This is a genomic window from Cryobacterium glucosi, assembly GCF_004402235.1.
GTDB classification, from domain to species: domain Bacteria; phylum Actinomycetota; class Actinomycetes; order Actinomycetales; family Microbacteriaceae; genus Cryobacterium; species Cryobacterium glucosi.
The window spans coordinates 201,074-214,357 of the sequence record NZ_SOFS01000012.1; the positions used below are offsets into that span (position 1 = coordinate 201,074).

15 protein-coding genes are annotated in these 13,284 nt (G+C 66.9%); 5 read left to right on the forward strand and 10 right to left on the reverse strand.

Annotated elements, in window-relative coordinates; translation table 11 throughout:
* Positions 1-112 precede the first annotated feature (112 nt).
* Positions 113-895, reverse strand: a complete 783-nt coding sequence (locus E3O46_RS03620) for an ABC transporter ATP-binding protein (protein ID WP_134446606.1) — start codon at positions 893-895, stop codon at positions 113-115.
* A 49-nt stretch (positions 896-944) separates the two neighbouring features.
* Positions 945-2,126 (reverse strand): glycogen synthase, encoded by a 1,182-nt coding sequence (gene glgA, locus E3O46_RS03625; RefSeq protein WP_134446607.1) that lies wholly within the window; start codon positions 2,124-2,126, stop codon positions 945-947.
* Between the two features lie 81 nt (positions 2,127-2,207).
* Here glgA and E3O46_RS03630 point away from each other — a divergent pair, with 81 nt between their 5' ends.
* Together E3O46_RS03630 and serB are read left to right on the forward strand one after the other, a co-directional pair.
* Entirely contained in the window at positions 2,208-3,452 is a 1,245-nt protein-coding gene (locus tag E3O46_RS03630; protein ID WP_134446608.1) for a glucose-1-phosphate adenylyltransferase, read from the forward strand.
* Complete coding sequence (gene serB / locus E3O46_RS03635) at positions 3,449-4,096, forward strand: phosphoserine phosphatase SerB (protein ID WP_134561126.1); 648 nt, start codon at positions 3,449-3,451, stop codon at positions 4,094-4,096. The genes E3O46_RS03630 and serB overlap by 4 nt, the downstream gene beginning before the upstream one ends.
* 36 nt (positions 4,097-4,132) lie before the next feature.
* On the opposite strand, the gene E3O46_RS03640 is transcribed toward serB, so the two are convergent.
* From E3O46_RS03640 to fabG, 3 genes are all read right to left on the reverse strand, one after another.
* Positions 4,133-5,794 carry an HNH endonuclease signature motif containing protein gene (locus tag E3O46_RS03640; protein WP_134561127.1) on the reverse strand — a complete coding sequence of 554 codons (1,662 nt, stop codon included), beginning with the start codon at positions 5,792-5,794 and terminating at the stop codon, positions 4,133-4,135.
* A 175-nt stretch (positions 5,795-5,969) separates the two neighbouring features.
* Positions 5,970-6,953 carry a zinc-binding dehydrogenase gene (locus E3O46_RS03645; protein ID WP_134561128.1) on the reverse strand — a complete coding sequence of 328 codons (984 nt, stop codon included), beginning with the start codon at positions 6,951-6,953 and terminating at the stop codon, positions 5,970-5,972.
* 20 nt (positions 6,954-6,973) lie between these two features.
* On the reverse strand, positions 6,974-7,684 hold the full coding sequence (fabG, locus tag E3O46_RS03650; RefSeq protein WP_134448668.1) for a 3-oxoacyl-ACP reductase FabG: 711 nt from the start codon (positions 7,682-7,684) through the stop codon (positions 6,974-6,976).
* Between the two features lie 134 nt (positions 7,685-7,818).
* On the opposite strand from fabG, the gene E3O46_RS03655 reads away from it, so the two are divergent.
* Genes E3O46_RS03655 through E3O46_RS03665 form a run of 3 tightly spaced genes read left to right on the forward strand, consistent with a single transcriptional unit; the run spans position 7,819 to position 9,286 of the window.
* Complete coding sequence (locus E3O46_RS03655) at positions 7,819-8,190, forward strand: DUF3099 domain-containing protein (RefSeq protein WP_134448670.1); 372 nt, start codon at positions 7,819-7,821, stop codon at positions 8,188-8,190.
* Positions 8,187-8,447, forward strand: a complete 261-nt coding sequence (locus E3O46_RS03660; protein ID WP_134448672.1) for a hypothetical protein — start codon at positions 8,187-8,189, stop codon at positions 8,445-8,447. The genes E3O46_RS03655 and E3O46_RS03660 overlap by 4 nt, the downstream gene beginning before the upstream one ends.
* Positions 8,444-9,286, forward strand: coding sequence for an SURF1 family cytochrome oxidase biogenesis protein (locus E3O46_RS03665; protein ID WP_134448674.1), 843 nt, complete (start codon positions 8,444-8,446; stop codon positions 9,284-9,286). Before E3O46_RS03660 ends, E3O46_RS03665 begins: the two co-directional genes overlap by 4 nt.
* Before the next feature lie 30 nt (positions 9,287-9,316).
* Here the strand turns inward: E3O46_RS03665 and E3O46_RS03670 are convergent, their stop codons facing one another.
* The 5 genes from E3O46_RS03670 to E3O46_RS03690 all read right to left on the reverse strand — a co-directional run bounded on the left by E3O46_RS03670 (position 9,317) and on the right by E3O46_RS03690 (position 13,284).
* On the reverse strand, positions 9,317-10,915 hold the full coding sequence (locus tag E3O46_RS03670; protein ID WP_134448675.1) for an ABC-F family ATP-binding cassette domain-containing protein: 1,599 nt from the start codon (positions 10,913-10,915) through the stop codon (positions 9,317-9,319).
* 92 nt (positions 10,916-11,007) lie between these two features.
* Positions 11,008-11,649: a TetR family transcriptional regulator gene (locus tag E3O46_RS03675; protein WP_134448676.1), complete on the reverse strand. Its 642-nt coding sequence runs from the start codon at positions 11,647-11,649 to the stop codon at positions 11,008-11,010.
* Positions 11,650-11,801: 152 nt separating this feature from the next.
* Positions 11,802-12,131, reverse strand: coding sequence for a metal-sulfur cluster assembly factor (locus E3O46_RS03680; RefSeq protein WP_134448677.1), 330 nt, complete (start codon positions 12,129-12,131; stop codon positions 11,802-11,804).
* A gap of 4 nt (positions 12,132-12,135) precedes the next feature.
* Positions 12,136-12,900, reverse strand: coding sequence for a Fe-S cluster assembly ATPase SufC (gene sufC, locus E3O46_RS03685; protein ID WP_134448678.1), 765 nt, complete (start codon positions 12,898-12,900; stop codon positions 12,136-12,138).
* 54 nt (positions 12,901-12,954) lie between these two features.
* The gene (locus E3O46_RS03690) at positions 12,955-13,284 is read right to left on the reverse strand and encodes a non-heme iron oxygenase ferredoxin subunit (RefSeq protein ID WP_134448679.1); all 330 of its coding nucleotides are present in this window, start codon (positions 13,282-13,284) and stop codon (positions 12,955-12,957) included.

Here is a 13,284-nt window from a genome sequence, read left to right on the forward strand (position 1 = left end):
GAAAACTTCCTTATATGAGTTGCGCCGGTCCGGACCGGATGGCCCGGGGAACGGCGGCAGGAAAAAGTTACACGGCCCGAGGACCGACTGTCGAGTCTAGCAGAAGCGAGCGTCAGGCCGCACGGGCCGTGAAGCGACCGGCGTCCTCGCTCAGGCCGATCGGCAGGCCGAACGTTTCGGTGAGGGTGTCCGCCGTCAGCGACTCCGCGAAGGGGCCGGCCGAAACGACGCGTCCGCCAGAGAGAAGCAGGGCGTGGGTGAAGCCGAGGGGGATCTCTTCGACGTGATGGGTGACCATGATGATGGCCGGTGAACTCTGCTCGAGGGCATAACCGCCGAGCAGGCGCAGGAGTTCTTCGCGGGCGCCGAGGTCGAGGCTCGCCGCCGGTTCGTCGAGCAGGAGCAGTTCGGGGTCGGTCATGATCGATCTGGCGATCTGCACTCGCTTCTGTTCACCGTCGCTCAGGGTTCCGAAGGTGCGATCGGCGAGGTGGTCGAGGCGCCATTCCTGGAGGACACGCTGGGCGCGGCGCTCGTCGATGGCCTCGTATTCCTCGGTCCAGCGACCGGTCACCGAATACGCGGCGGTCATGACGACGTCGATCACCTTTTCACCCGCCGGAACCTTCCGGGCGAGCGCGGTCGACGCGAAGCCGATGCGCGGACGCAGCTCGAACAGGTCGGTGCCGCCGATCGGCTCCTCGAGCACCTCGGCTGTGCCCCGGGTGGGGTGCAGCATCGCGGCGGCGATCTGGAGGAGCGTGGTCTTTCCAGCGCCGTTCGGGCCGAGGATCACCCAGCGCTGATCGTCATCAACACTCCAGTTCACTGAGTCGAGGATGGTTGTGCCAGCCCGGACGACGGAGACGTCGGTGAATTGAAGAACGTTGACCATGCATCCATGTTATCTGCCGTCGCCGAGGCGTCGGCACGCCGGGCGGGGCTCAGAGCAACCCGGCGTAGATCTCCCGGGTGCTCGTGGCGATCTGGCTCCAGCTGAACTTTTCCTCCGCCCTGATCCGGCCGGCCCTGCCCATTTCCGCGGCACGATCGGGGTCTGAGACGACCTCCAGGAGGGTGCGGGCGAGGTCGGCGACGAAACGGTCAGGGTCGATCGGCGTGCCGGTGCCATCACTGACCTGGTCGATGGGCACGAGTCGTCCGGTGACCCCGTCGTCGACGACCTCGGGGATGCCGCCGGTCGCCGAACCGACAACCGGGAGGCCGCACGCCATCGCCTCGAGGTTCACGATGCCGAGAGGCTCGTAGACCGAGGGACAGACGAAGACGGTGCCGGCCGTCAGGACGGCGGAGAGGTCGTGCTGGGACAGGTGTTCCGGAATCCACACAACCCCGGTGCGCTCGGCCTGGAGCGCCCTGACTCCAGCGGTCACCTCGGCCATGATTTCTGCGGTGTCCGGTGCCCCGGCGCAGAGCACGAGCTGGACCTCAGGCGGGAGAGACGCTGCGGCACGGAGAAGATACGGGAGTCCCTTCTGCCGGGTGATCCGTCCGACGAACACGACAGAGGGTCGGGTCGGGTCGATGCCGAGCGAACGGACGATGTCCTCGTCCGCGGTCGGCTTCCAGGCCTCGAGGTCGATGCCGTTGTAGACGACGTGCACCCGGGACTCGTCGAGTGCCGGATAGCTGCGGAGGATATCCGCCCGCATTCCCCCGCTGACGGCGATGACGGCATCCGCTGCCTCGAAGGCCGTGCGTTCGATCCAGCTCGAGACCCGGTAGCCTCCGCCGAGTTGTTCGGCCTTCCACGGCCGGAGCGGCTCCAGGCTGTGTGCAGTGACCACGTGCGGGACGCCGTGCAGGAGCTTGGCGAGGTGCCCTGCGCCGTTGGCGTACCAGGTGTGCGAGTGCACGATGTCGGTGCCCGCGGCGTCCTGGGCCATCAGCAGGTCGACGCCGAGTGTCGACAGGGCGCCGTTCGCCGTCGCAAGCTCGGCGGGGACGCCGTATGCGAAGGTATTCGGTTCGTCGCGGGGCGAACCGAAGCAGCGCACCACGACGTCGATGTCGGTACGGAGGGCCTTGACGAGCTCAGCGACGTGCACGCCGGCCCCGCCGTAAACCTCTGGTGGATATTCCTTGGTCAACAGATCGACTCGCATGAAAGTAAAACTAGCGCAGCATCGCATCCGACACACCGTTTTCGGGTGGCCACAGGCCCCGGATGCCCTTACTGTAAAGACATGGCATCGAAGAAGATCTTTGGAATCGTACTCGCTGGTGGCGAGGGCAAACGACTGATGCCGTTGACGGAGGACCGCGCAAAGCCGGCCGTTCCGTTCGGCGGCAACTACCGGCTCATCGACTTCGCACTGTCCAACCTGATCAATTCCGGGTTGACCCAGATCGTCGTCCTGACCCAGTACAAGTCGCACAGCCTCGACCGTCACGTCTCCCAGACCTGGCACGTCTCCGGCGGCTTGTTCAACTCATACATCGCGTCCGTGCCCGCGCAGCAGCGCCTCGGCAAGCGCTGGTTCTCCGGCTCCGCGGACGCAATCCTGCAGAGCCTCAACCTGATCCACGACGAGAAGCCCGACATCGTCGTCGTGGTCGGCGCCGACCACGTCTACCGCATGGACTTCAGCCAGATGATCGCGGCCCACATCGCCTCGGGGGCACAGGCGACGGTCGCTGCGATCCGCCAGCCGATCGGCCTCGCCGACCAGTTCGGCGTCATCGAGGTCGACGGGGCCACTCCGGACCACATCCGGGAGTTCCGCGAGAAGCCGAAGGACGCGATCGGCCTCGCCGACGCGCCGCACGAGGTGTTCGCCTCGATGGGCAACTACGTCTTCAACGCCGACGCCCTGATCGAGGCCGTGCTGCGTGACGGAGAACGCACCGACTCGAGCCACGACATGGGCGGGGACATCATTCCCGACTTCGTGTCCCGCGGCGAAGCCGGTGTCTACGACCTCCAGCGCAACGAGGTACCGGGCTCCACCGATCGCGACCGGTACTACTGGCGCGATGTGGGAACCATCGACTCCTTCTTCGAGGCACACCAGGACCTGATCAGCGCGCTCCCGGTCTTCAACCTCTACAACCAGAAGTGGCCGATCTTCAGCCAGCAGCTCAACTCGCCGCCGGCCAAGTTCGTCCGTGACGGGCGTGGTTCGCTCGGCACGATGATCGACTCGATCGTGTCCCTCGGCTGCGTCATCTCCGGCGCCCACATCGAGCGCAGTGTGCTCGGGCCGTGGGTGGCCATCGATTCCGGCGCCCACATCGCGGACTCGATTCTCTTCGACCGGGTGCAGATCCTGCCCGGCGCGACCGTCCGTCGGGCCATCCTCGACAAGAACGTCGTCGTCGCCGCCGGAGCCTCCGTCGGTGTCGACAGGGACCGTGACCTCGCGCGCGGCTTCAGCGTCACCGAGTCCGGCATCACCGTCGTCGGCAAGGGCGTGCACGTACACCCGTGACCCGTCCCACTCGTTTCCTTGTCGTCCTCGATTCCGATTCCACCCTGATTGAAAACGAAGTGATCGAGCTCCTGGCGGATGCTGCGGGCTCGCTCGAACTCGTCGCTGCGGTGACCGAGCAGGCCATGCGCGGTGAGATCGACTTCGCCGAGAGCCTCCGTGCCCGGGTGAAGACCCTCGCCGGGCTGCCGGAGAGCGTCTTCACCGACGTCGGGCTCCTGGTGCGCCCGACTCCGGGCGTGCACGAGCTCATCGCCGGACTGCATGCCCACGGCAGCAGAATCGGGGTCGTCTCCGGCGGTTTCCACGAAGTGCTCGATCCGCTCGCGGAGAGCCTCGGCATCGACCACTGGCGAGCCAACCGGCTCGAAGTCGTCGGCGGCCACCTCACCGGCAACCTCTTCGGGCCGATCATCGACGCAACCGCGAAGGCGGATACCCTCCAGGAGTGGGCGGCGGAACTCGGCGTCGCGCTCCCCCAGACCGTCGCCGTCGGCGACGGAGCGAACGACCTGAAGATGATGCACGTCGCGGGTCTCGGCATCGCGTTCAACGCGAAGCCTCTCGTGCGGGCACAGGCGGATGTCGCGATCGACATCTGCGACCTCAGCCAGGTCCTGCCCATCCTCGGCCTCCGCGGCTAGCACTTCCACTACAGGCGCCGCCGTGTCCGGTGGACTCTAGTCGCGTCTGGGTGGTCCGGTGAGGACCTGGTGGGCGCGGTGCCTGTTCGGTGGCCGCCAGAGTCGTTGCGGATCGATCAACCCAGGGGCCCGCACTTGCGGTGAGCCCTTCACCATGCGGATCTCCCACCCGGAGGTGTCGATGCTGTGGTGATGGAACCAGCAGAGTAAGACCCCGTTGTCGACGGTCGTCGGGCCGTCCTGGGCCCAGGGCTTCACGTGGTGTACTTCGGCCCAGTGCGCCGGGGCTTTGCACCCGGGGATGATGCAGCCGCCGTCCCGGGCGGTAATCGCCCGGCGCTGGGCCCGGTTGAAGTACCGTCGTTCCGGCCCGAGCTTGAGCACCTCGTTGTGCTCGCCGAACAGGACCCCTTGGAAGCCGCCATCACAGATGCGCTGATGCACCGTCTTCAAAGACACGGGGGCTTCGACCCCGTCGATCCACCCGACCCCGACCCCCGAGGCGAGGTCGGCGGCGTTCACGTGCACCATCACCGTCAGCGCCGACCCGCCCATCGACGGGGTGTCCGTGTCGCGGGCGGCGTGTTCGAACAACGCCCGGAGGATGTCGGCGCGTTTCTCCCCGCCCGTGCGGGTATCCGCCCGGCGCTCCCGGAGCTCTGCCTCGATCACGTCCAGATCCGGGCCCGTGTCGCTCTCGCCGTCCGCGGTCTCGGCGCCGGGAATCATCTGCCCCGAATCCATCAGCGCCTGTTCCTCGGCGGTGGGGAACGCCGGGCGGGCGTGGAAGCTGAGGAAGGCGTCGAAGAGGGTGTTCATCACCCCGAACAGTTCCGGCGTCACTCCACCCTTCACCGGGTACAACCCGTTCTTGAGTTGTCCGAAGCCGATGTTGGACTTTGCCTCGAACAGGTCCTCGGTTGGGAGGACCCCGTCGGGGTCCAGGGCTGCCTGCCACTGCGCGACCATGCCCCGGATCAGGTCCGTGGTCACCGGGACACCGGCCCCGGCCAGGTTCTCCGTCTCCGGGGTGATCAGGCCCGCCGCCGTGGCGACCAGGGCCCGCTCCGCCGTGAGTAGGTCATCCGGCGCCACCCGGTGACTGATCACCTGCAAACCCGCCACGATCAACTCCGCCGTCTCCACCCCGATCTCCCCCGCTGCCAGGGCGGCCCCGACCGTCGGGAACAAGGGCGGCAACCAGCTGCTCCCGCCGCACGGCCGCGGCAACACCGCGTCGCCGAGCTTCGTGCGCCGCTTCACTTCCCGGGCCGACACCCGCGTCACCCGGGTGAGGACATCCCACGGGCCCGTGCAGCCCATCCGCCAGGCCAGGCCCTCGCGGCCGAGGACCCGGGCCCTCCGGTCCACATCCGTCGCCGTGCTCACCCTGGCCGCGTCCACTGTCCGCCCGATCGCCTCCACGGTGCTCAGCGCCGTGACCGCTTCTGTGTCGCTGAGCAGCCCGACCGGGATCGCGGCCAGGGCATCGGCGAGAACCGCCTGGGCCTCGGCGAGCCGGGCGACAGCATCCGCATGCACCGACGGCACCGACCCGGCCAGACCCTCCGCGCCCTCGAAACCCTCGACAACCGCAACCGGATGGGCCGACTTGACGCCTGCGATGGGCTGATCTCCCGCGACCCCGGAACCGGGTGCCTGCGGGGTGTGTGACTGGGGATCCCAAGCTCCTGCCATACCCCGATTCTACCCCGAATCGAACACGAATGCGAGACTTACTCACATAATTTTAGGCTTCTCATCTTGAGTTTCACACCTGGAAACGAGGGTACCGACCCCTGACGGACGCTGTGCATGTGACCGGCGCCGTTCGCCAGCGGTGTGACGATCCGTCCGACCTCAGTCGGGGAGTTCAGCGCGGAAGGACGACGAGTTTTCCGCCGGCGGTACCGGCCTCCATGTCGCGGTGGGCCTGCACGATCTCATCGAGCCTGTAGACACGGCCGAGCGGGACGCGCGCGTGACCGGCTGCGACGGCGTCGAGGAAGGCCTGCAACTCCGCTGATGTCAGGTCTGCGGCCTCTCCGGAATACGCGGTGAGGCGCACTCCGTTGGGAAGCCAGTCCATCGGGTAGAACTCGTCGATCGTCCAGGTGTCGGAGAGCATCCCGGTGAAGCAGACGGTGCCTCCGGCTCGCACCGCTCGGAGGGTGTCGCGCAGGACGTTGACGCCGACGAGCTCGACGGCTCCGTCGACACCGCCAGGCACGATCTCCCGCACCCGGCGCGCGACCTCGCCATCGTCGATGATGACGTGGTCGGCGCCTGCAGCCTCGAGCAGGCCGACGCTCGAGGGATTCCGCGTGGTCGAAAGCACCCGCATCCCGCGCAGCGCGCCGAGGGTGGCCAGCGCGAGGCCGACAGAGGACGTTCCGCCGCGGATGAGCAGGCTCTGGCCGTCGGCGGCCTGCAGCCCGACACGCAGCGACCCCGCCGCGGTCTGCAGCATCTCGGGCACGGCACCGAGCACGTCCCAGCCGAGTCCGCTGGTGAAGGGCACGACGATCGCGGCCGGCACCGACACGTATTCGGCGTAACCGCCGTCGAAGGAGCGGCCCATGCCGCCCATCATCGCGGCCACCTGGGCGCCGACGGGATACTCCCCACCCGGGGCATCCGCTATCGTTCCGACCGCTTCGATCCCAGGAATGCGCGGAAACGAGCCGGTCGACGCGACACCGGAACGGAAGTGGAGTTCGGACCGGTTGAGCCCGAAGGCCTCAACCCGGATCAGCACCCATCCGGGTCGCGGCGTCGGCATCGGCACGTCACGGACGCGCAGAACACCGGGGTCACCAGGCCCGTCGACGACAACCGCCCGCATTGTCGCCGTCATTGTCGGTCTCATGGCGGAGGTCAGTGACCCATTCCGAGTCCGCCGTCGACCGGGATCACGGCGCCGGAGATGTAACCGGCGTCGTCGCCCGCGAGCCACGTGACGACCTTGGCGACCTCGGCGGGGGAAGCGAAGCGTCCTGCCGGGATGTTCTTCTTGTATTCGGCCTGGACGGCCTCGGAAAGCTCCGCGGTCATCTCGGTCTCGATGAAGCCGGGTGCGACGACGTTCGCAGTGATGCCGCGGGCGCCGAGCTCGCGGGTGACCGAGCGGGCGAGCCCGACGAGCCCGCTCTTGGAGGCGGAGTAGTTGACCTGCCCGGCGGAACCGTAGAGGCCGACCACGCTCGAGATGAGCACGATCCGGCCGAACCTGGCCTTGAGCATGCCCTTGGATGCGCGCTTGACGACGCGGAAGGCACCGCTCAGGTTCGTGTCGATGACGGAGGTGAAGTCGTCTTCCGTCATCCGCATCAGAAGGGTGTCTTTGGTGATGCCGGCGTTGGCCACGACCACTTCAACCGGTCCGAGGGACGCTTCGATCTCGGTGAACGCGGCGTCGATCGATGCGGCGTCGGTGACGTCGGCACGTACCGTGAGGCTGCCCTCTGGGCCGGACCCGGAGCGGGCCGTGACCGCGACGCGATGGCCCTGGCGCACGAATTCTTCGGCGATGGCAAAGCCGATCCCACGGTTGCCCCCGGTCACGAGAACGGTCCTGACGGAGGGCATACGGTTCCAATCTATTCCCAGCGAACGACCAGCCGTACGCACGTATATTCCAGTTTACGGTGTCATCCCACAGACCGGGCGAGACGTAGGCTTATCAGGCAAAACCTCCACCGGTTGACCGAAGCGATGAGAGTATGAAACAGCAGTCGATCACGTCCCTGCCTCCGTCTCCGGAGGCCGAGCGACGCGCCCGGATGATCAAATACTCGGTGACCATGGGCATCCGGATGGTGTGCATCGTCCTGATGCTCTTCGTGCACGGCTGGTGGCTCCTGGTCTGCGCCGCCGGAGCGATCCTGCTCCCCTATTTCGCGGTCATCGTCGCAAACGTCCACGGAAACGGCGCGGGAACCGCCGTCGTCCGCCCGGGAGCCGTTCAGCTCTACCGCGGTCAGTCCTCGACCAGTCCTGAATCCTCGTCGGCCGCCCAGTCGCCCCCCGGGCAAGCCTCCGACCGGCCGGCGCCGACTCACGACCCGTCCCGCGGCCCGGGTACGGACGAATGATCGGTTTCGACGACGACCTCGACGTACCGCGTTGTTCGAGGGCCGGCTGCCGGGAGGACGCGCAGTGGCGCATCGACTGGCGCAACCCGCGTATCCATACCGCTGACCGGGTCAAGACCTGGCTCGCCTGCCCGGAGCATGTCGAGTATCTGCGGGAATTCCTGGGTGCCAGGGATTTTCCGGTGGCCGTCTTCGCGCTCGAAGCTGCACCGGACACAACACCGGGCCGCCCGGCCGCAGGGACGGACCCGTCGTGACCGGCTGGAAGTTCGCCTTCACCCGCAGGTGGGCCGGATACCTCGTGCTCACCATCATCTTCGGCGCCGCCTGCGCCGGCCTCGGTATGTGGCAGTTCGCCAGGCGCAACGAGGCCCTCGTCGAGATCAACAAGGTCGACGCGAACTACGACCACATCCCGGTGAGCCTGACCGAAGCACTTCCCACTCTCGATTCCTTCAACGAGTCACAGAAGTGGCTGCCGGTGACGATGACGGGAACGTACCTCGTCGCCGATGAGCTGATCGTGCGGAATCGCCCGCTGAACGTGCACCCGGGCTTCGAGGTGCTCACGCCGCTGCTCCTCGCTGACGGCACGGTCTTCGTCGTCGATCGTGGCTGGGTCCCCACCGGCGAGACGGCGGAGGCCCCCGGCCCGGTTCCCGCAGCGCCGACGGGTGAAGTCACGGTCATCGCCAGGCTCAAGGCCGGAGAACCGACCCTTCCCGGGCGCACGGCGAGCGGGAACCAGATCGCCACGATCCACCTCGCCGACGTCGCCGACCGGGTCGGCGCACCCACGTACACCGCGGCATACGGCCTGATGGCCTCCGAGGATCCCGCGCCGGCCACCCGGCCGGCCGGCGTGACCAGGCCGGTCGCGGACGAAGGCTCGCACCTGTCGTACGCGTTCCAGTGGATGCTGTTCGCCCTGCTCGGCTTCATCGGGCTCGGCTGGGCGGTGCGGCAGGAATTCCGCTCTCTCAACGCGGACGACCCCGAAGAGCGCACGCGCGCAGAGGAACGCGCCCGCCGTGCGGCCGCCAAGCCGCGTACGGACGCAGAGGTCGAAGACGACCTCATCGACAGCACGCACTGACAGACAGTACGCACCGACCGATAGCGGAAGCTAGGCGAGCATGATCAGGTCGAGGTAGTCCTTGTTCCAGTGGTCCTCTGTGCCCTCCGGCATAATCAGCACGCGTTCCGGGTTGAGCGCCTCGACGGCGCCCTCGTCGTGGCTGACCAGAACGACGGCACCCTCGTAGTGCGCGAGCGCGTCGAGGATCTCGTCACGGCTCGCGGGGTCGAGGTTGTTCGTCGGTTCGTCGAGGAGTAACACGTTGGCGCCGGAGACCACGATCATCGCGAGGGCAAGCCTGGTCTTCTCTCCACCGGAAAGAACCCCGGCCGGCTTGTCGGAATCGTCACCGGTGAACAGGAACGAGCCGAGGACCCGGCGGGCTTCCATTTCGGTGATGTTCGGCGACGAGGACACCATGTTCTGCAGAACGCTGCGCTTGACGTCGATGGTCTCGTGTTCCTGCGCGTAGTACCCGATGCGGAGACCGTGGCCGGGGACGATCGTGCCGGTGTCCGGCTTGTCGACGCCCGCGAGCATCCGCAGAAGCGTGGTCTTGCCCGCACCGTTGAGGCCGAGGATGACGACCTTGGACCCGCGGTCGATCGCGAGGTCGACAGCTGCGAAGATCTCGAGGGAACCGTAGCTCTTCGAGAGGTCGTTCGCCATCAGCGGGGTGCGGCCGCACGGGGCCGGCACGGGGAAGCGCAGCTTGGCCACGCGGTCGACGGCGCGCACGGCGTCGAGTCCGGAGAGCAGCTTCTCAGCCCGGGCGACCATCTGGTGAGCCGCTGCCGCCTTGCTCGCCTTGGCGCCGAACTTTGCGGCCTGCAGCTGCAGGGTGGACGCCTTCTTCTCGGCGTTGGCGCGTTCCTTCTTACGACGGTCGGCGTCTGCGAGGCGCTGGCGCTGGTAGTTCTTCCAGTTCATGTTGTAGATGTCGATGACCATGCGGTTGGCATCGAGATAGAACACCCGGTTGACGGTCTCGCCGACGAGTTCGATGTCGTGGGAGATGATGATGACGCCGCCGCGGTAGTTCTTGACGAACTCGCGCAGCCAGACGACGGAATCGGCATCGAGGTGGTTGGTCGGTTCGTCGAGGATCATCGTCTCCGCGGCGGAGAACAGGATGCGGGCGAGCTCGATGCGGCGGCGCTGGCCGCCGGAGAGGGTCTGCAGCTCCTGGTCGAGGATCCGGTCCGGAAGGTTCAGGTTGCTCGCGATCGAGGCCGCCTCCGCCTCCGCTGCGTAGCCGCCGAGGGCGTTGAACTGGTCGGTGAGGTTGCCGTAGACCTTCATGGCCTTCGCGGCGACCTTGGGGTCGTCGCTGCCCATGTCGAGGCCGGCCTGGTAGAGGCCGAGGGAGATCGTGCCGAGGCCGCGGGCGTCGAGGATACGGGTGCGCGCGAGCATGGTCGGTTCACCGGAGCGCGGGTCCTGCGGAAGGTAGCCGATCTGGCCGGAGCGGTCGATCTGGCCGTGGGTCGGCATCGTCTCGCCCGCGAGCGTCTTCGTGAGGGTCGTCTTTCCCGCACCGTTGCGGCCGACGAGGCCGATCTTGTCGCCGGCGGAGACGCGGAAACTGACGTCTTCCATGAGCACGCGCGCCCCGACTCTGATTTCGAGGTTTTGCACACTGAGCACAGCAATAGTCCGTTCGGAAGGTTCGTGGGAGGGGTTCGGCCCGACCGGGCCAGCTATCTAGTATATTCTCGCGCGGCGACGGGGAGGGACGCTCAGAAAAGTGTGGCCCGGAGCGTGTTCCCGAGCCACTCCCGGTAGGCCCCGAGGGACCAGTCCAGATCGAGCACGAGGGAGCGGTAGACCTGCGGGTGGGCGAGCGCCCAGATCGCCGCGGCCGCCTCGTGGTCGCTGAGGCCGCTGCGCAACGCATGGCGGTCGCGCAACGCCGTTGCCGTCTCGCTGAAGTTGTGCAGCAACCGTGCGGACTGGCGCAGCTCGAGACGCGCCACGTCGGCATCGACCCCCGCGGCCTGCGCGACGACCCTCCGCAGGGCGGCGGTGCGCACGTTCGTCTCGACGCACCAGTCGACGAGGAGGCGGATGATGTCGGTCGCCGAGCGCGGTCCGCTCGCCTCCCGGGGTGACGCCACCGGATCCTGGAGCGCGGACTCCCCACTGCCCGACGGCTCCGTGGCACCACGCTCGAGTACCGCCGCAAGCACGTCGGCCTTGAGGCCCACGGAATTGTAGATGGTCTGCACCGCGACACCGGCCTCCGCGGCGATCGCCGCGATGGATGCCGCGATGTACCCGCGCTCGAGCATGAGGCGCTCGGCCGCGTCGAGGATGACCGTCCTGGTCGCCTCGCTTTGCGCCGATCGACGGCTCGGCCGCGTCCTTCCGGGGGAATCCATCTCATTAGCATAGCGTTCCAATGAGTGGAGGAGCATACTAATTCAGTCGCGGGCGTGGGGATGCCGCCGGCCGACGGCATCCGCCGATTAACGCAGTGTCGCCCCGGATCGGAATCCGGGGCGACACTGGGCGGGTGATACTGGGGCGACGGTCAGATCGCGAAGCCGAGGGCGCGCATCATGTCACGGCCGTCGTCGGTGATCTTCTCAGGGCCCCACGGCGGCATCCAGACCCAGTTGATCCGGAACTGGTCGACGACCCCGTCGAGCGCTTCGGCGGTCTGCTCCTCGAGCACGTCGGTCAGCGGGCAGCCTGCCGAGGTCAGGGTCATGTGGATGATCAGGGCGTCGTTCTCGTCGTCCCAGCCCAGGTCGTAGATGAGGCCGAGGTCGACGACGTTGATGCCGAGCTCGGGGTCCATGACGTCTTTGAGCGCCTCTTCGATCTCATCGAATCGCTCGGGTGACAGCGTTGAAACCATGCGGTCAGCCTACGTTCGAATCGACGAGAAAGCGATCGTAGCCTTCGTCCTCGAGCCGGTCGGCAAGCTCGGGTCCGCCCTGCTCCGCGATCCGCCCGTTGACGAACACGTGCACGAAATCGGGCTCGATGTAGCGCAGGATGCGGGTGTAGTGCGTGATCAGGAGGATGCCGAGTCCGGTGTTCGCCTTGGCGCGGTTGACGCCCTCCGAGACGATCTTGAGCGCGTCGACGTCGAGGCCGGAGTCGGTTTCGTCGAGGATCGCGAACTTGGGCTTGAGCAGTTCGAGCTGCAGGATCTCGTTGCGCTTCTTCTCACCACCGGAGAAGCCCTCGTTCACGTTGCGCTCCGCAAAGCTCTTGTCCATGCGCAGGTTCGTCATGGACTGGCGGACGTCCTTGATCCAGGAACGGATCGCGGGCGCTTCGCCGTCGATCGCGGTCTTGGCGGTGCGCAGGAAGTTGGTGACGGTGACTCCGGGGATCTCGACCGGGTACTGCATCGCGAGGAAGAGGCCGGCGCGGGCGCGCTGGTCGACGGTCATGGTGAGGACTTCCTCACCGTCGAGCAGGATCGAGCCGCTGTCGGCGTGGTACTTGGGGTGGCCGGCGATCGTGTACGCGAGGGTCGACTTGCCGGAGCCGTTCGGCCCCATGATGGCGTGGATCTCACCCTCGTTGATCGTGAGGTTGACACCCTTCAGGATCTGCTTGGTGCCCTGGTCGGTCTCGACGCTGACGTGCAGGTCCTTGATCTCAAGAACTGACATGGATTCTCTGGTCTCTTTCATTCAACGGCGCGCAGGCGCCGGTACGTGTGGGGGTTACGCGGTGACGTAGTGCGGGGTCGGGTCGATGAAGACGTCGCCGTTGATCAGCTCGACCGTGAACACCGGAACGGGTTCGTAGGCGGGCAGGTTGAGCGGGCGACCGCTCTTCAGGGAGAACTTGGAGCCGTGTGCCCAGCATTCGACCGTGTCGTCTTCGACGAATCCCTCGGAGAGGGAGATGTCGCCGTGCGTGCAGGTGTCGCCGATCGCGAAGACGTCGCCCGCGCTGTCCCGCACCACGACGATGGGGACTCCGTCGATCTCGACCTTGACGGCCTGATTCTCTTCGAGTTCGTCGAAGGCGCAGATCTTCGTGGACGCCAT